Annotated in this window: 16 protein-coding genes and 1 pseudogene; 8 read left to right on the top strand and 9 right to left on the bottom strand. The window is 65.2% G+C overall.

Annotated features, from left to right (window positions below; translation table 11 throughout):
• Positions 1–56: 56 nt before the first annotated feature.
• On the top strand, positions 57–833 hold the full coding sequence (locus OU998_RS16675; RefSeq protein WP_267514763.1) for a transglutaminase-like domain-containing protein: 777 nt from the start codon (positions 57–59) through the stop codon (positions 831–833).
• 165 nt (positions 834–998) lie between these two features.
• On the opposite strand, the gene OU998_RS16670 is transcribed toward OU998_RS16675, so the two are convergent.
• Positions 999–2,729 (bottom strand): M1 family metallopeptidase, encoded by a 1,731-nt coding sequence (locus OU998_RS16670; RefSeq protein ID WP_267514762.1) that lies wholly within the window; start codon positions 2,727–2,729, stop codon positions 999–1,001.
• 111 nt (positions 2,730–2,840) lie between these two features.
• Positions 2,841–3,143, bottom strand: a complete 303-nt coding sequence (gene rpmB, locus OU998_RS16665; protein ID WP_267514761.1) for a 50S ribosomal protein L28 — start codon at positions 3,141–3,143, stop codon at positions 2,841–2,843.
• Between the two features lie 219 nt (positions 3,144–3,362).
• On the opposite strand from rpmB, the gene OU998_RS16660 reads away from it, so the two are divergent.
• Positions 3,363–3,887 (top strand): DUF3617 domain-containing protein, encoded by a 525-nt coding sequence (locus OU998_RS16660; RefSeq protein ID WP_267514760.1) that lies wholly within the window; start codon positions 3,363–3,365, stop codon positions 3,885–3,887.
• Positions 3,888–3,890: 3 nt separating this feature from the next.
• Here the strand turns inward: OU998_RS16660 and OU998_RS16655 are convergent, their stop codons facing one another.
• From OU998_RS16655 to fdxA, 3 genes are all read right to left on the bottom strand, one after another.
• Positions 3,891–4,274, bottom strand: a complete 384-nt coding sequence (locus OU998_RS16655; protein ID WP_267514759.1) for a hypothetical protein — start codon at positions 4,272–4,274, stop codon at positions 3,891–3,893.
• 132 nt (positions 4,275–4,406) lie between these two features.
• Positions 4,407–4,937 carry a CarD family transcriptional regulator gene (locus tag OU998_RS16650; protein WP_267514758.1) on the bottom strand — a complete coding sequence of 177 codons (531 nt, stop codon included), beginning with the start codon at positions 4,935–4,937 and terminating at the stop codon, positions 4,407–4,409.
• A gap of 325 nt (positions 4,938–5,262) precedes the next feature.
• Positions 5,263–5,604: a ferredoxin FdxA gene (gene fdxA, locus OU998_RS16645; RefSeq protein ID WP_017505910.1), complete on the bottom strand. Its 342-nt coding sequence runs from the start codon at positions 5,602–5,604 to the stop codon at positions 5,263–5,265.
• Positions 5,605–5,792: 188 nt separating this feature from the next.
• Here fdxA and OU998_RS16640 point away from each other — a divergent pair, with 188 nt between their 5' ends.
• A complete protein-coding gene (locus OU998_RS16640) occupies positions 5,793–6,419 on the top strand; it encodes a YceI family protein (RefSeq protein WP_267514757.1) in 627 nt (208 codons plus the stop codon).
• Here OU998_RS16640 and OU998_RS16635 read toward each other — a convergent pair.
• The 4 genes and pseudogenes from OU998_RS16635 to OU998_RS16620 form a co-directional block, all read right to left on the bottom strand.
• Positions 6,406–6,684 (bottom strand): RNA-binding S4 domain-containing protein, encoded by a 279-nt coding sequence (locus tag OU998_RS16635; RefSeq protein ID WP_267514756.1) that lies wholly within the window; start codon positions 6,682–6,684, stop codon positions 6,406–6,408. The two genes, OU998_RS16640 and OU998_RS16635, sit on opposite strands and share 14 nt — an antisense overlap.
• Positions 6,681–9,192: pseudogene (locus OU998_RS16630) on the bottom strand (helicase-related protein). The gene OU998_RS16635 and the pseudogene OU998_RS16630 overlap by 4 nt, the downstream one beginning before the upstream one ends.
• 58 nt (positions 9,193–9,250) lie before the next feature.
• The gene (gene fixJ / locus OU998_RS16625; protein ID WP_267514755.1) at positions 9,251–9,862 is read right to left on the bottom strand and encodes a response regulator FixJ; all 612 of its coding nucleotides are present in this window, start codon (positions 9,860–9,862) and stop codon (positions 9,251–9,253) included.
• Positions 9,859–11,118 carry a sensor histidine kinase gene (locus tag OU998_RS16620; RefSeq protein WP_267514754.1) on the bottom strand — a complete coding sequence of 420 codons (1,260 nt, stop codon included), beginning with the start codon at positions 11,116–11,118 and terminating at the stop codon, positions 9,859–9,861. The genes fixJ and OU998_RS16620 overlap by 4 nt, the downstream gene beginning before the upstream one ends.
• A 455-nt stretch (positions 11,119–11,573) precedes the next feature.
• On the opposite strand from OU998_RS16620, the gene OU998_RS16615 reads away from it, so the two are divergent.
• The 5 genes from OU998_RS16615 to OU998_RS16595 all read left to right on the top strand — a co-directional run bounded on the left by OU998_RS16615 (position 11,574) and on the right by OU998_RS16595 (position 17,614).
• Positions 11,574–12,332, top strand: coding sequence for a CHASE3 domain-containing protein (locus OU998_RS16615; protein WP_267514753.1), 759 nt, complete (start codon positions 11,574–11,576; stop codon positions 12,330–12,332).
• A gap of 352 nt (positions 12,333–12,684) precedes the next feature.
• Positions 12,685–14,619, top strand: a complete 1,935-nt coding sequence (locus OU998_RS16610) for a methyl-accepting chemotaxis protein (RefSeq protein WP_267516832.1) — start codon at positions 12,685–12,687, stop codon at positions 14,617–14,619.
• Positions 14,620–14,693: 74 nt separating this feature from the next.
• On the top strand, positions 14,694–14,981 hold the full coding sequence (locus tag OU998_RS16605; RefSeq protein ID WP_267514752.1) for an STAS domain-containing protein: 288 nt from the start codon (positions 14,694–14,696) through the stop codon (positions 14,979–14,981).
• A complete protein-coding gene (locus tag OU998_RS16600) occupies positions 14,978–15,352 on the top strand; it encodes a response regulator (RefSeq protein ID WP_267514751.1) in 375 nt (124 codons plus the stop codon). Before OU998_RS16605 ends, OU998_RS16600 begins: the two co-directional genes overlap by 4 nt.
• 27 nt (positions 15,353–15,379) lie before the next feature.
• Positions 15,380–17,614, top strand: a complete 2,235-nt coding sequence (locus OU998_RS16595; protein WP_267514750.1) for a chemotaxis protein CheA — start codon at positions 15,380–15,382, stop codon at positions 17,612–17,614.
• The last annotated feature ends 1 nt before the right edge of the window (position 17,615 follow it).

The following is a 17,615-nucleotide window of genomic DNA, read 5'->3' as shown; positions in this document are numbered from 1 at the left end:
GCCTCAGTCGCATGGCGTTGGGGGCGCCGTCCCCCCGTTTTGACTGGTTGCCCTTCATGAAACTGCGCGTCCGCGCCGAGCTCGTCTATCGTTTCGATCCGCCGACGGACGCCATCTACAAGATTCAGGTCGCCCATTGGCCGGGCCAGGACATTCTTCAGGAGACCCTGACCTTCGATCCGCCGGTCGAGTTTCACGAAGACGAGGATGTCGACTTCGGCGCCCGGACCCTGCGCTGCCATGTCGAGGGGGAAGTGACCCTGATCTATGAGGCGGTGGTCGAGAACGGCGTGCTGAAGGGGCTGCCGCCCGATGTGGCCCAGCACGACTGGGGCGAGCTTCCGGCCGAGGTTCTGCCCTATCTCCAGCCCAGCCGCTATTGTCCGTCCGATCAGTTTGGCCGCTTTGTGGCCCGCGAGTTCGGCGACACCTCGGGCGGTGCTCGGGTGTTGGCGATCCTGAACTGGATCACCGAGAACATCGACTATGAGCACGGCGTGTCGGACACCGAGACGACGGCGGCGCGGACCTTCATTGACCGCGCCGGGGTGTGTCGCGACTTCACCCACCTGGGCATGACCTTCTGCCGGGCCTCGGGCATTCCCGCGCGCGCAGTCAGCGCCTTCGCCCACCAACTGACCCCGCCCGACTTCCACGCCATCTTCGAGGTCTGGCTGGATAACGGCTGGTGGCTGGTCGATGCGACGCGGCTGGCGCCGGTCGAAGGTCTGGTGCGGATCGCCTGCGGACGCGACGCGGCGGACATCGCCTTCCTGACCACCCAGGAACGGTGCCGGATGGTGCGGCAGTCGGTGACGGTGGTTGCGGCTTAGGGTCTTTTCCAACACCCATCCGTCATCCTCGGGCTTGACCCGAGGATCGGGCGTAGTGGCGGACTGTGCCTAACGCTTCTGTATGAGCTGCAGATCATCCGATCCTCGGGTCAAGCCCGAGGATGACGGAGATTGGGAGCGATGACGGAGATTGCGTGTGGGGAACTACTGCGTCTTCGCCTTCTGCTGCGCCTTATAGGCCCTCAGCGCGTCGATCACGTCCATCTGGCGCAGCACCTTGTTCTGCGGATCGATCAGGACGTGGGCTCCGGCCGGGACTGTGATCTGACCGCGTCCCCCGGTCATGGCGACGGTCTGGACGCGGCCGTCGATTTCGACCTCCAGAGGCATGGGGAAGGGTTCGCCGTTCCCGCTGGTCCATTCCAGATTCAGCAACTCGCCTTCTCGCGTCTGGGTCAGCACGGGCAGGGCGGCGTTGTACAGATAGCCGCGGAAGAACCAGCCGTAGTCCTGCCCCGTCACCTGATTGACGATCTGAAGGAAGTCCTGCGTCGAACGGTACAGGGGCTGGAAGCCGCCGGGGCGCGGATCGTCGGTTCCATAAACCAGTCGGGTCAGGGCCTGGTGGAAGGCCTCGTCCCCGATCAGCATCCGAAGCGAATGGCTGATCAGCGAACCCTTGGAATAGATGTCGCCGCCGGGGCCGACGTCGCCCTTGTAGACCTCGTCCTCGGTCTTGGGCGTGCCTGAGACCACGGGGAATTTGTTGACCAGCCCCTCGCGCTGGTTCGCCAGCTCGCGTTGCATATAGCGATCGCCCATCAGCCAGCGCGCGTAGAGGGGTTGCATATAGCTGCCCAATCCCTCGTGCAGCCACATGTCGTCGGCGTTTTGGTTGGTCAGCTGGTTGCCGAACCATTCGTGGGCGAACTCGTGCTGCAGCAGCCAGTCATAGCCCCGGCCGTCGATCTTGTAGCCGTTGCCGTAGGCGTTGATGGTCTGGTGCTCCATGCCCAGGTGCGGGGTCTCGACCACCCCCATCTTCTCGTCGCCGAAGGGGAAGGGTCCGACCGTCGCCTCGAAGAAGTCCAGCATCTTGGGGAATTCTGCGAACAGGGCCTGGACCTTTTCGGGCGCGTCCGACTTCAGATGCCAGTAGTTCATCGGGATCGTGTTGCCGAACCGGCTTTCGTACCGGCCGCTGACCTCTTCGTAGGGGCCGACGTTCAGGGCGATGGCGTAGGTGTTGGGGGTCTTCGCCGACCAGTTCCAGGTGGTCCACCCGTCGCCGTGATCCACCTTGCCCAGGAAGCGGCCGTTGGACGGCGCAGACAGGTCGGAGGGAACGGTGATGTGCAGGTCGACACGGCCTGGCTCGCCGTGTGGGCTGTCGATACAGGGCCAGAAGATGTCGCAGCCCTCGCCCTGGACAGCGGTGGCGATCCAGGGTTCGCCCGAGGGCGCCGTGGACCAGACGAAGCCGCCGTCCCAGGGCGCGCGGGGCGCCACGCGGGGCTTGCCGGCATAGGCCACGCGCAGGGCGACGGACTGGCCCGGCGTCAGGGGCTGGGGCAGATCGACGCTCAGCCGCCCTTCGGGGTTGGACCAGTGGTCGGCGGCGATTGCGACCCCGTCGATCTGGACCGAGGAGATGGGCAACAGGGTGTCCAGATCCACCACCAGCCGGTTCAAGGGCGATTTGGCGGTGAAGCCCAGCACGGCGACGGCGTCGATCGCCTTGTCCTGCGGAATGACCTTGATGGACAGGTCGGCGGTGTCGAACTGCACCGCCTGTTGCTCTGCGGTCAGCGGCTGGTCGGTGGCCAGGGTGTAGGCGGTCGAGTCCCGCATCGGCGGTGGGGCGTCGCCCAAGGTGGCGCATGCCGACAGCGTCAGGGCGGCGGCCGTGAAGGCCAGGGTGCGGGCGACGGTCATGCGGAATCCCCTCCGATTACGGTTCGGGATTAGACCCGCCCCGGAAGGCGCGCAAAGAAAAAGGCCGGCGTCGCCACCGGCCTTTTCCAGAACAGTTTCAGCGGTCGCCGATCAGGCGGCGGCGACGGCTTGTTCGGCCAGCTTGGCGCGAACCTGGCGCTTGATGCGCTGGGCGGCGATCGACAGCTGCTCGTCGCGGGCCTTGACGATGAAGGCGTCCAGGCCGCCCTTGTAGTCGAGGGTGCGCAGCGCAGCGTTCGAGATACGCAGCGAGAAGGTCTGACCCAGGGAATCCGAGGTGACCTTGACCGTCTTAAGCGACGGCAGGAAGCGGCGCTTGGTCTTGATGTTCGAGTGGCTCACGCTATGGCCGACCATCGGGCCGATACCGGTGAGTTCGCAACGACGCGACATCGTCAGATCCTTAAGGTGCGGCGTCCAGCCCGAAGCATGGGAGAAGACGCATGAAACAAGTACGCGCGGGAAGCAGCCCGCGCGAGAGGGGGCCGTATAAGGGAAGAGGCGGTCGGGCGTCAAGCCGAGTCTTGGCCCGGTTTCGCGGATCGCCGCAATGGCGTCGGAACCGGGTGTCGTTCAGGCGTCATTCAAATGACGCGCGCTATGAGTCATATCATGAAGATCCAAGCTGAACAGAAGGCCGCCATGTCTCGCTCCTCCCCGATCGCTCCTCTGTCCAAACGCGCCCGGTCCCTCAAGCTGTGGGCCGTGCTGGCGCCTGTGATGGCCGGCGGCTTCATGCTGGCCGCGCCCGCGATCGCACCGGCCCAGACGCCGGCCCAAAGCGAGGTCCTGCCAGGCTATTGGGAATATACGACCAGCGCCGTCGGCCAGCGCGACACCGAGCAGAAATGTGTCCGGCCCAGCGAAATCAACCGCTTCTTCGGCGGCCTGTCGACCAACCGTTGGCGCTGCACCTATCCGACCCGTGTGGTCGGGGACGGCCGGGCCCGGTTCGAGGGCACCTGTCAGGACAAGAAGGGACGCCGGGTCAATGTGCGACTGTCTGGAACCTATGAGGACACCAGCTTCAGTTTCCGTGGCGGCGCCCAACTGCTGCGCGGCACCCCCTATATTCCCGCCACCATCACGGCGCGCCGCATCAGCGCCCAATGCCCGGCCAACGCCGAATATTTCTGATCCTCAGACCGCCTCGGCGCGGGCGACCACATAGGTATGGGTCTGGTCGCCCGTGGACAGGCTGACGTATTCGCCCGTCTCGAGCACTTCATCGGCGAGACGGAAACCGTGCGCGTCGTCCGCTTCGCCAGACTCGAAGTCCAGGAACCAGCGGTCGGGCGCCGCGTGGCGCAGCCGACCAAAGGCCAGGGTGGCGCCGTGAGAGAAGCTGCGGACGCGGCATTTGTCTGGAGCTTCGCGCCAGGCGGCGGCGTCCAGGCGTTTGTCGGCCTTCAGCGGCGCAAGAATGTCATAGCCGATGCCGTTGTCCCCCTCTGGGTGCTGCGGCTCGCGCGCCAGTTCCAGGCGGATGTGGTGGAAGCCCAGCGGGGCGGCGGCGTCGGTCATGGTCGGCTCCTTGTTGGACCCCATCAGAGCGCCGGACGCCGCGGGGGCGCCTTGATGTCGGTCAAACCAAAAAGGGCCCCGGATCGCTCCGGGGCCCTTTCGTTTGTCCGAGGTCGAAGCCCAGGCCTGTATTTAGGCGGCTTCGGCGGTCGGGATCGGCTTCTTGGCGCTGAGCGACTTGGCCAGCAGCTCGACAGCCGCGTCCTTGTCGATCTTGTTGGCGGCGGCCACTTCGCGGGCCATGCGGTCCAGGGCCGATTCATAGAGCTGGCGCTCCGAATAGGACTGTTCCGGCTGGGTGTCGGCCCGGTGCAGGTCGCGGACCACTTCGGCGATGGAGACTAGGTCGCCCGAGTTGATCTTGGCTTCGTATTCCTGGGCCCGGCGCGACCACATGGTGCGCTTGATGCGAGCGCGGCCCTTCAGGGTGGTCAGGGCCTTGGTGACGACGTCGTCAGCGGCCAGCGAACGCAAGCCGGCCGTCGCGGCCTTCTTGGTCGGGACGCGCAGCGTCATTTTTTCATGGTCGAAAGTCACGACATAGACTTCCAGCGACATGCCCGCGACTTCCTGAGTCTCGACCGCCGCGACCTTGCCGACGCCGTGCGCCGGATAGACGACCGCGTCGCCAACCTTGAACTCCAGACCAGTCTTGCTCGTCATATTCGTCCTTTCCCGGTTCAGGGCCGGGCGAAGCGAAGGCGCGCTCGACGCAAACAGGACCTCAACCGTCGGTGGGAGCCGCCGGGGAGGTCATGCTGGGCGTCAAATGCGGAAACGGATCACCAAACCTCTGGCCGATCCCGTCTGTGGGCGGGATTTTGTCGCAAACACGGGCGGCGCGAAGTTTTCGCGGACCGCCCGATCCAATGAAACAGACCCTATCACAAAATGACGGGTTTTCAAAACGTCCACAGGCCCGACGAGGATTTACGACAGTTTGACCTTGGCCGCTCGACCGGGATCGGCGTCGAAAACCGTCGCCGGCTCAGGAGCCCTTGCCGGGCTTGGGGCTGAAGTATTTCTCGTACTTGCCGGTCTCGCGCTCATACTGTTCGCGGTCGGCGGGGGGCGTGCCCTTGACGGTGATGTTGGGCCAGACCTTGGCGTATTCGGCGTTGACCTGAAGCCATTTGCCGTCCGGTTCGTCCTCGGTGTCCGGGACGATGGCGTCGACGGGGCATTCCGGCTCGCAGACCCCGCAGTCGATGCACTCGTCGGGGGCGATGACCAGGAAGTTCTCGCCTTCGTAGAAGCAGTCCACGGGACACACCTCCACGCAGTCCATGAACTTACATTTCACGCAGGCGTCGGTGACGATGTAGGTCATTTGGCGAAAAAACGGGTCGAGGTTGTGAGCGGGAGGCCTGCGACATGGCGGCCACGCAACCAACTGTCAACAGTAGGGCTTAAGGCGAGAGACGTTCGCAAGCCGACTCGCGGCCCTTGACTAAGGGGCGGGTCTAACCGCAACTGTGTTGATTGCATATCAAGATCCACCCCACAGGAAATCCCCCAATGCGCAATTCTTTCGCCAAATACGCCGTCGCCGGCGCCCTGTCGTTGAGCCTGATGGCCGGCGGCGCCGTGGTGGCCCAGGCCGCCTTGACCAAGAACCCGGCCGAGGTCACCGCCGGGAACTACGATCTGGAGTCCAGCCACGGCAAGATCACCTGGTCGGTCAACCACTTCGGCCTCTCGACCTACACGGGTCAGTTCGTGAACGTGAAGGCCGAGTTGAAGCTGGACCCGGCCAATCCGTCCGCCTCGACCCTGACCGCCACCATCCCGTTGGCCGATGTCGCGCCGAATGATGACCGGTTGAAGGGTCACCTTCAGACCGCCGACTTCTTCGACACCGCCAACCATCCGACCGCGACCTTCGTCTCGCGTTCGGTCACGGTTCATCCGGGCAAGGCCAATGAAGCCACCGTGGTCGGCGACCTGACGCTGAAGGGCGTGACCAAGCCGGTCACCATCGAGGTCGTGTTCAACGCCGCCGGGCCCGTCATGGGCGCCTACAAGGCCGGCTTCGACGGTGAAGCCACCATCAAGCGTTCGGAATTCGGCATCAACTACGCCCTGCCGGCCGTTTCGGACGAGGTGAAGCTGCACATCGAAGGCGAGTTCGTCATTCAGAAATAAGGACGTAAAGGGCGCGGGCTTCTTCGGCGGGCCCGCGCCGCTCGCCCAGGGCCTCGACCCTGAGGCTTGTGACCCGCCCGTTCTGGGCGAAGGTCAGCAGGTCGCCCGGATGAACGTAGCGGCTGGGCTTGTCCAGCCGCGCCTCACGCCCCTGATGCGTCAATCGCACCGCCCCGCGCTCGACCAGCGCGGCGGCCAATGCCCGCGTCTTCACAAACCGCGCGCGCCACAGCCAGACATCGATACGGCAGGCGTCGTCGCTCAAGCTTGGGCCTTTCGACGTGGGCGACGACGTTTCGCGCGCGCCGGCGTCGCTGGAGGCGCCGTCAGGGCGGCCAGGGCGGCGAAGGGCGAGTCCTTGGGTGGTTTGGGGGCGACGCCGGGCTTGTCGGGCTGGCGGGCGCGTTCTGTCTTCAGGGCGGCGATGATCTGTTTGGCCTGTTCCGCGGTCCAGCCCAGGTCGATCAGACCGTCGTCGGACAGGCGGCCGCGGTCCGCAGTCTTGGCGGCGCGCAACTCGGCCATCTTCTCCAGGGTCTCGACCGGCGCCAGCCAGCGGCCGGCCATGCGCAGTCCATGCGCCGAGAGCAGGCGAGGCGAGGGCGGCTCGGGCGGAAGCGGGATCAGGTCCGGCGTCGCGGGAATCAGCGGGGCGTCCAGGAAGGCCTGGGCGAAATGGCGGGCGCGAGGCTTTTGCAGGCCGGGCAGCCAGACGGAATGAACCCCGACGCGGATGGCGAAGCTTTTCAGCGTGCGCCGCTCGACCTGGCTGAGGGCGGCCAGGTCGCGTTCGACGTCGCGCCTATCGATCAGGCCCCCGGCCTCGATCAGGCGGAAGGCGATCCCGCGCGGCAAACCCTTCAGCGCGCCCGATTCCACCGCCTGGCGCAGGCGGCGCAGATCGCGCAGGGCCCGGCCGGCCTCGAACGCCAGCCAGGCCTCGATCCGGCGTTTGGCCCGCTCGCGGGCGGGCGTCGGCCCAAGTTCGCCCAACAGGCGGACGACCGGCGAAAACGGGTCGGCTCCGGCCGGCGTCGCTTGGATCTGGGCGGTCAGGACGCCGCGCCACAGCACGGCTCCGTCCGGCGTGACGGCGAAACCGTCGTCCGTCTCGGCGGCGAGACGGCCGAGGCGGCGATTGATCTCGGGCGTCACGGCGCGGACCGCGGCCTGGCGCAGAGTGCGGTCCTCAAGGGCTGATGCGCCCTTCTCCATCTGGAAGCGGACGCCTTCAAGCTGGCCGACCACCTGGCCCTCGACCGTGACCTCGCCGTCCTCAGCAACGCCCGCGAAAGTGTCCTCGCGCACGTTCAGGGCCCGCATCAGGGCGGTGGTGCGACGGTCGACGAAACGCGCGGTCAGACGCTCGTGCAGGACGTCGGACAGGCGGTCTTCCAGGGCGCGGGTCTTGTCACGCCAGCCCTGGGCGTCATGAACCCAGTCGGGGCGGTTGGCGATATAGGACAGGGTGCGGACGGCCGAGAGCCGGGCCGACAGCTGATCGATCTGGCCGTCGTCGCGATCCACGAAGGCGAAACGCGGGGCCATCCAGTCGTCGGTCAGCCGGCCCCGCTTGCCGGTCAAGGCGTGGAAGACGTCCTTGGCCAGTCGGGCGTGTTCGTCCAGCGTCGTCTTCTGGAAGTCGGGCAGTTGGCAGGCCTCCCACAACCGCATGACCGCGCCGCGCGAACGGCCGATACGGGCGACCTCCTCGTCCTTGATCAGGCGGCGCAGCAGGGTTTCATCCAGCGCCTCGGCGGTCAGGCTGAGGCCGCTGCGCTGGGGCGTGACGGTCAGGGATCGTAACAGGTCGGGCAGGGTGTCGAAGTCCAGTCGGGCGTTGCGCCATTCGGCGGCCTCGACCGGATCGAATCGGTGCTCGACGACCTGTTCGACCAGATCGTCGTCCAGATCCTCGGCCTCGGCGGTCACGCCGAAGGTGCCGTCGCGCAGGTGACGGCCGGCGCGCCCGGCGATCTGGCCGATTTCGTGGGCGTGCAGCCAGCGGGTTCTGCGGCCGTCGAACTTCCTCAGGCCCGCGAAGGCGACATGGTCCACATCCATGTTCAGACCCATGCCGATGGCGTCGGTGGCGACCAGGAAATCGACCTCGCCTGACTGGTACAGGGCCACCTGGGCGTTGCGGGTGCGGGGGCTGAGCGAGCCCATGACCACGGCCGCCCCGCCCCTCTGACGCCGGATCAATTCGGCGATGGCGTAGACCCGCTCGGTCGAGAAGGCGACGATGGCGCTGCGGCGGGGCAGGCGGGTCAACTTCTTTGATCCCGCGTAGGACAGTGTGGACAGCCGATCCCGCGTGACGATCTCGACGTCTGGAACCAGGCGGCGGATCAGGGGCTCGAGCGTGCCGGCGCCCAGGAACATGGTCTCAAACCGGCCGCGTGCGTGCAGCAGCCGCTGGGTGAAGACGTGGCCGCGCTCGGGATCGGCGACCAGCTGGATCTCGTCCACGGCCAGGAACTCGACCGACCGCTCCAGCGGCATGGCCTCGACCGTGCAGACGAAATAATGCGGGCGCGGCGGGACGATCTTTTCCTCGCCCGTGATCAGGGCGACGGCGGCGGCGCCCCGCTGTTTGACGATCCGCTCATAGATCTCGCGGGCCAAAAGGCGCAGCGGCAGGCCGATCATGCCCGAGGCGTGACCCAGCATCCGCTCGACCGCAAGATGGGTCTTGCCGGTGTTGGGTGTTGGTGGGCCCCAGCACCGCGGTGACGCGGGACGGGGCGAGGCCTGCGGACCGGTCGCTCATGACCCGCGTAAAGTGGCGACGATCGGCGGGCGGCTCAAGGGGCGTTTACGCCGAAGTTTCAGGCCTCTGCGACGCTCAGGCCCAGCCGGACCAGCATGGACAGGCTTGTGGCCTGCATCTTCTGCATCACCTTGGCCCTGAAAATCTCGACGGTGCGGGGGCTGATGTCGAGGATCAGGGCGATTTCCTTGTTCGACTTCCCGTCGATCAGGGCGTCGAACACCTGGCGTTCACGCGGGGTCAGGGTGGCCAGACGGGCGCATGTCTGCTCTCGCGCCTCGCTTTCGGCCCCGTGGCGCTGAAGAACCGAGAGGCAGCCCCGCACCGCCTCGAGGATGCGGTTCGGATCAAAGGGCTTTTCGATGAAGTCGATCACGCCGGCCTTCATCAACTGGACCGCCAGGGGCACATCGGCATGGCCGGTGATGACGATGATGGGCCAGTTTTCGCCTCGCAGAACCCGAAGGCGTTGAATCAGTTCGGTCCCCTCGATCTGGGGCATCCGCAGGTCTGTGATGACGCAGGCGGACTTCTCGTCGGGAAGGGCCTCGAGGAAAAGGGCGGCGCTGGCGAAGCCTCGGGCGCGGATGCCCTCGCCCCTCAAAAGCAGCAGCAGCGAGTCTCGCATGGCTTGATCATCATCCACGATGAAGACGGAATGGTCGGTCATGCGGCTTCGAGCTCCGAGACGGGGGATAGGCAGAAGGAAAAGGCGGCGCCGCCCAGCAGGCTTCGGCCTACGGTCAGGACGGCGTCATGGCTTTCGACGATCGAGCGGGTGACGGACAGGCCCAGCCCCATTCCACCGGCCTTTGTCGTCATCATCGGTTGGAAGATTCGGTCCATCTGGTCTTCGGCTATGCCGGGACCGTTGTCTTCGACCCGAATTTCATAACCCTGGTTCGCCAGACTGCGTCCCGTCACCGAAACCATCCCATCGTGGTGTCCGCAAACGGCGTCCACAGCGTTGCGGACCAGGTTGGCGATCGCCTGTTGAAACTGGATTCGGTCGGCCAAAACCCGATCGCTGGCGTCGTGCACATCGATGCGGATGACGACACCGGTGTCCTGCCGAATCAGATCGAGCAAGGGCCGCAGGTCCTCGATCATCGACGACACTCGCTCCTCGGTAAGCTGTGGGCCGCCGGTGGCGATCAGTTCGCGCATGCGGCGAATGATGTCCCCGGCGCGCAGCAGCTGGGTCTTCGCCAGATCCAAGGCGCGGCCGGCGCTGTCGCCGATTGGCCCCGCGCGGGCGATATCCGTCTGTCCGGCATGAAGATAGACGGTGGCGGCGGTAAGCGGCTGGTTCAATTCGTGCGCCAGGGTGGCCGCCATTTCGCCCATCGAGTTCAGCCGCCAACTTCTGCTGAGCTGGCCCATCAACTCCCGCATCCGGTCATTGACCGCCAGAGCCTGTCTCTGATCCGCAAGGGACAGGACGACACGCTCCGGATCGACGCTGTGGGCCAACAGGCTGGCATGGATGATCAGAGGAATGATTTCGCCGTCGGGACGGCGCGCCATCCAATACCCAGCGGCGGGCGCCGTAAGGGCGTCGCCTTGCAGCAAGGCGCCGAGCGTCCGCTCGCCGAAATCCGGCGCGAAGATGCGGAAGTCCCGGTTCAGGGCGTTGGCTGGAGCGACGCCGAGAAGATCGGCTGCGGGGGCCGTGATGCGAAGAATGCGGCCCTCGCTGTCCAGCGTCACCACGGGGACCGACGTCAATATGCTGTGCAACAGCGCCGTTCTGCTCGTCAGGCGATGACAAACTTCGGCCATGACCGAGGCGATCAAGACGAACAGCAGGGTGTTGGCGGCCACGCCCGCTAGACTGATGCGCGTCGTCACCATGAGATCGGCGGCGACCGAAAGCACAATGGCGAGAAAGGTGGCGGGGCGGTTCCCCAGCAGGGCGGTCGCCATGACCGCTCCCAACAGCGGCATATAGTGGACGTGCTCGATATCCTGCAAAGCGACCTTGGTGATTGTTGCTACCGATACGCAGGCGCAAGCAAGAAAAACGCCGTTCCGTGAGGGGGGGGCGGCAGGTTGCCAGCTTCGACCCCTTACAAATTCAGTAAAGGCATCTGCTCTCACCCGCTTCATGTGGGATCTCGCTGCTGCGAAATCATCTCAACTGCACCGTCGCCGCTTTTCTGACGTATTTTCTATACCGGCATGGGCTTCGCTGGAAAGCAATATTGTCCCTAATGGCGCTGTTGCGGCGAATGATTGCCCAGGAAAGCACAGCCTGAGGCGGTGGTCGCGCCAACCCTTCGTACGCGTTCATACTTAACCTCCGGTTCAGGTTTCGTAGGGGGCGGCTCCACATTGTCGTTTCGTGGAATGACGGTTTGTGAAGAGGCGCGAGCACAGGCTTGGAAGCCTGTTTTCCGAGCTGCATTCTTGTCTTCGTGGACCAAGGGAGGATTGGCGTGAAGTTGATCGGAAATCTTACGGCGGGCCGCCAATTGACGCTGGCCTGGGCGCTGACCCTCGGCGCACTGGTTGTCATGGGCGTCTTGATGGTCACGAATCTGTTGGCGCTGAAGAGCGCCAGCGAGGCGCTGACGCGCCAGGAAAGCTTGAATAGCGCGCTTGTGGAGGCGGAATTCCGCTTCGCCCGGCAGGAAAATTCCTATCGCGGCCACCTGCTGTCGGCGGAGGCCTATTATATCGCGCGGCTGGAGACCCACCGCGCCGAGTTCAAGAAAGCCCTTGAGGAAGCGCGCGTCGACACGCCGCAAGAGCACCAGGCCACGATCGACCAAGCTTTGCGGGCGGCCGACGACTGGCGCCTGAATGTCGCCTTGGCGGGCCAGGCCCTGATCGCTCAAGGCCGCATGGTCGAAGCCGAACAACTGGTGGGACAAGTCGGGGTGTCTGACCGATACGTCGAGCCGGTCGAAGGGGCGATCAATACTCTGAAGGAGGTAAACGCAGTGGCGCTGGAGGCCTCGCGGCAGGCGCAGGTTGAGGCGTCGCGCAACGCCGTCATCACGCTGACCGGTGGTCTGGCCAGCGCGATCCTCATGGCCTTGCTGATGGGACTTGCGATGAGCCGCACCCTCGCGCGATCGACCTTCGGCATGGTCGGTCTCCTGCAAAAGCTCAGGGCCAGCGAGGCGGCCCCCTAGGCCGAAATCACCGATGTTCGGCGGCCTTCTCGCCGTTCATGGTCGGGCGAAACGGCCGCATCCTATTGAACGACCTCATGTTCCTCTATGCGCAACGGCTTTACGTATTCCTACCTAAGCTGCGGTTCAGAATTCTTATTAATCATCCTTCCATTCTTGCTGGGCAGGCGCCGGTCGTTTTTGGCGCCTAGCGTTTCCCGGTTCGTGCCCGTTTCTGAGGCGCGCGATCAAGGCAAGGGCCGGGGGTGGAAAGGGCGGCGGGGGCCTTCGAAGGGGGGCTCGGACTGTCAGTGCTGATTGGTTCTGGTCCGTCAAAAGACCTTGGGAGAGTAAGTTGAACTTCATTGAAAACATGCCGGTGGGGCGCAAGCTCGTCTTTGCTTTCGGTATCGTCCTCGCGGCGATCGCCGTCATGGGCGCCGTCGTGGTGACGAACCTGTTCGCAGTTCAGCACGCCGACGAAGCCAGAAGTGTGGAGAACAAGCTGAACCGCAGCCTTGCGGTCGCAGAGTTCCGCCTCTCCAAGCAGGAGAACTCCTATCGAGGCTATCTGCTGTCTGAGGACCCCTATTACACCGAGCGTCTGGATGCTCACCGCGCCAAGTTCAAGGCAGCGCTCGAAGAGATGCGCGCCGATATTCCGGCGGATCGTCAGGCGCCGATCGACAAGGCGATCCAAGCGGCCGACGGCTGGTACGAGAATATTGTTCAGGTCGGTAAGGGCCTGATCGCCGAAGGGCGTCTCGCCGAGGCGGAGCAGATGGTCGGTCAGACCGGCACCGCCGACAAGTTTATTGAGCCGGTCGAAGCCGCCATCGACGAGCTGAGGACCACAAACGACGCTGCCCTGGAGACCGCGCGTCAGGCGCAGGCCGCCGCCTCGCGCAATGCTTTGATGGGTGTGGTGATCGGTTTGGCCGGGGCCATACTGATGGCGCTTGTCGCCGGTCTGGTCGCGACACGCTCCATCGTGCGGCCGACCTTCAGCATGATCGGCTATATGCAAAAACTGATGGCGGGCGACACTGCCATTCAGATTGTCGGCGCCGACCGCAAGGACGAGTTCGGCAAGATGGCCCAGGCCATCGTCGCCTTCCGCGACGCGGCCGTCGACAAGGTTCGCGTCGAGCAGGAAGCTGCAGCCACGCGTTCCATGTCCGAACAGGAGCGTCTGGCCAATGAGGCCGAGAAGGCGCGGATCGCCGAAGAAGACCATGTGGCCCTGACCGCTCTGGCCGAGGGCCTGGCGGCCATGTCCAACGGCGACCTGACCCATAGGTTCACGGTGGAGGTGTCGCCGCGTTCGCAGCAGCTGAAGACCGATTTCAACGCCGCCATCACCCAGCTGCAACAGGCCCTGAGCGTGGTCCTGGGCAATGTCGCGGGCATCCGCTCGGGCGCCAGCGAGATCTCTCAGGCCGCCGACGACCTGTCGCGCCGCACCGAACAACAGGCGGCCAGCCTGGAAGAAACCGCGGCGGCTCTGGACGAGATCACCGCCACGGTGAACAAGACCGCCTCGGGCGCCCGCCAGGCCTCGGACGTGGTTCAGGCAGCCAAGGGCGATGCGGAAACCTCGGGCGTCATCGTCCGCGACGCCGTCACGGCCATGCAGGCCATCGAGGGGTCGTCCAGCCAGATCAACCAGATCATCGGCGTGATCGACGAGATCGCCTTCCAGACCAATCTGCTGGCCCTGAACGCCGGCGTTGAAGCCGCTCGTGCAGGCGAAGCCGGTCGTGGTTTCGCGGTGGTGGCCTCCGAAGTGCGGGCCCTGGCCCAGCGTTCGGCGGAAGCCGCGAAAGAGATCAAGACCCTGATCTCGGCCTCGACCGCCCAGGTCGGATCGGGCGTGAAACTGGTCGGTCAGACCGGCGAGGCCCTGCAACGGATCGTGGACCGCGTCGCCGAGATCGACGGCCTGGTGTCGGAAATCGCCGCCTCGGCCCAGGAGCAGGCCATCGGCCTGGCCGAGGTCAACACCGCCGTGAACCAGATGGACCAGGTCACGCAGCAAAACGCCGCCATGGTCGAGCAATCGACCGCCGCCAGCCATTCGCTGGCCCAGGAGGCCGAGGCGCTGCAATCGTCCGTGGCCCAGTTCAAGGTCGGCGCCGGTACGCAAGACGCTGCGGCGCCGCATCGGGCTTCTGCCCCCGCTCGCTCTTCGCAAGCGCCCGCGCCCGCCAAGCCGGTCAGCCGTGTCATCCAGGCGCTGAAGACCGTGGGGCGTGGCGGCGCTGCGCCCAAGGTCGAGGCGGAGGCCGAGGGTTGGGAAGAGTTCTGATGGATTCTCTCTTCAAGCGATATTTACCAACGCCGTGCGATGTTTGGCTCTGAGGCAGAGGGAGGAGAGTTTTCATGACCGACGCCATCGTTCTAGCGCCTGTGCTGGACATGAATGCGGCCGAGCCGCTGAAGGCCGAATTGCTGGCCCGACGCGGACAGGCGATCACCCTTGACGCCTCCAACGTCGAACGTTTGGGCGGCCTTTGTCTGCAAGTGCTGTTGTCGGCCCACAAGACCTGGGCCGCCGACGGGGTCGATCTGACGATCGAACCCCGGTCTGAAGGTTTTTCTGAACAATGGGCCGCCTTCGGCGCGCCTGAAATCAACGCTCAAGACCTCATTGAAGGAACGCCCGCGTGAAAAAGACAGTGCTCACCGTCGATGATTCCCGCACCATGCGCGACATGCTGCTGATGGCGCTGGAGGACGCGGGCTATACCGTGATCCAGGCCGTCGACGGTATCGACGGTCTGGAGACCCTGGCCGCTCAAGGCCCGGACTCGATCGATGTGGTCATCACCGACATCAACATGCCGCGCATGGACGGCTTCGGCTTCATCGAGGGCATGCGCGCCGATCCGAACCATCGCGTCACACCTGTGCTGGTGCTGACGACCGAGAGCGACGCCGAGAAGAAGGCCCGCGCGCGCGCCGCCGGCGCTACGGGCTGGATCGTCAAGCCGTTCGATCCCATCAAATTGGTCGACGCCGTTCGCCGCGTCGCGGCTTAATCCAAGAGATCGGTAAGGCTGCACGTCATGGACGCCTTCGAAGCCATTAAAGCCACCTTCTTCCAGGAATGCGACGAACTGCTCGCGGACCTGGAATCGAAGCTCATGTTGCTGGAACAGGGTCAGACCGACCTTGAAACCATCAATGCCGTCTTCCGCGCCGTCCACTCGGTGAAGGGCGGCGCCGGTGCGTTCGGCTTGGAGGCTCTGGTTCGCTTCGCCCACGTTTTCGAAACCTTGATGGACGAGCTGCGGGCCGGCCGCAAACCCTGTGACACGGTTACGATCAAGACCCTGCTGCGCGCCTCTGACGTGCTGGCCGACCATATCCAGGCGGCCCAAGGTCTGGTTCCTCCGGTTGATGAGGAACGGTCCGCAGGCCTGGTTCATGAGCTTCAGCTTCTGACCCACGGCGGCGAGGCTCCGCCGGAGGAAGAGGAAAACGAAGACGATTTTGGCTTTACGCCCATGGCCTTCGACGTGGCCCTGGACGAGCCCCTGCCCGATCTGGGTGCGCCGGCCGAGCCGGAGGCCGCTGCCGCCGCCGAGGCGCAGACGGGTTGGCGCGTCTCGTTCAAGCCTCACAGCCGCATGTACGGCAGCGCTAACGAGGCCGGCCTGCTGCTTCGTGAGCTGGGGCGACTGGGCCCCATCGCCGTGTCGGTCGACGACAGCAGCCTGCCCGCGCTCGACATCCTCGTCGCCGAGGAAGGCTATCTGACCTGGACCATCGATTTGACCGCTGGGGTCGAGGAAAAGGTCGTTCGTGAAGTCTTCGACTTTGTTGAAGCCGACTGCGATCTGACAGTTTCACCGTTGGGCGGCGCGCCGATGCTTGAATTTGAAGAAGAGCCGCCCGCAGTGCTGCCGGCCAGCGATGACCTGGATGTCGCCGCCCTTCTGGCCAAGGCTGCCGGCGCGCCGCCTGTAGCCGCAGCGGCCCCCGCTGCAGCGCCCGAACCAGCGCCCGCGCCTGTCGCTCCTCCGCCCGTCGCTGCGGCGCCGGCGCCCACGCCGGCCGCGATCCCGCCGGCCCAGGTCGCCGCGCCCGTCGCCCCGGCGCCGGTCACCATCCGGGTCGATCTGGATCGGGTCGATCGCCTGATCAATGTGGTCGGCGAACTGGTGATCCAACAGGCGATGCTGTCGCAACGCGTCCTGGAAAGCGGCCTGGCCCGTTCGTCCGGCATCGCCCTGGGCCTGGAAGATCTCGAGCTGCTGACGCGCGAGATTCAGGACAGCGTCATGGCCATTCGCGCCCAGCCGGTGAAGTCGGTGTTCCAGCGCATGCCGCGCCTGGTTCGCGAAGTCGCCGACATGGTCTCCAAACAGGTTCGTCTGGTCACGGCGGGCGAGGACACCGAGGTCGACAAGACCGTGGTCGAGCGCCTGGCCGAACCCATCACCCACATGCTGCGCAACGCCATCGACCACGGGCTGGAGACGCCCGAGGACCGGGTCGCCGCCGGCAAGACGGCCGAGGGCACTGTGCGCCTGGCCGCCCTGCACCGTTCGGGCCGGATCGTCATCGAAATCTCCGACGACGGTCGCGGCATCAACCGCGAGCGGGTCAAGAAGATCGCCATCGACAAGGGGCTGATCTCTGCGGAGTCCGCCTTGACCGATGAGCAGATCGACAATCTGATCTTCCTGCCCGGCTTCTCCACCGCGGCCGTGGTGTCCGATATTTCGGGACGCGGCGTGGGCATGGATGTGGTCAAACGCTCGATCCAGGCACTGGGCGGCCGGATCTCGATCAGTTCGGTGCCCGGCAAGGGCTCGACCTTCACCCTCAGTCTGCCGCTGACTCTGGCGGTGCTGGACGGGATGGTGGTGTCCGCCGCCGACCAGATCCTGATCGCGCCGCTGCCGGCCATCGTCGAAAGCCTGACGCCGCAAGAGAGCGACCTGCATTATGTCGGGGGTGTCGATCCGGTCATCCGTTTCCGCGAGCGTTTCCTGCCCTTGATCGACGTGGCCATGACGATGGGCTTCCGGGACACGCCGGTTATCCCGTCCGAGGGCGTCGCCGTGGTGGTCGAGACCGAGGGCGGCCAGCAGGCGGCCTTGCTGTTCGACGCCATTCAGGGCCAGCGCCAGGTCGTCATCAAGAGCCTTGAGACCAACTACCAGCAGGTCGAGGGCGTCGCCGCCGCGACTATCCTGGGTGATGGTCGCGTCGCCCTGATCCTGGATGTGGACGTTCTCGTCACCGACATGCGCCGCAAATCCGGCCGCCCCGACTTCAAGCTCGCGAGTTGAA

Origin of the sequence: Brevundimonas sp. SL130 (assembly GCF_026625805.1) — a bacterium.
In the GTDB taxonomy this organism is placed as follows: Bacteria; Pseudomonadota; Alphaproteobacteria; order Caulobacterales; family Caulobacteraceae; genus Brevundimonas.
The sequence above is the reverse complement of the archived record's forward strand: the minus strand, read 5'-3'. Positions and strand labels throughout refer to the sequence as shown.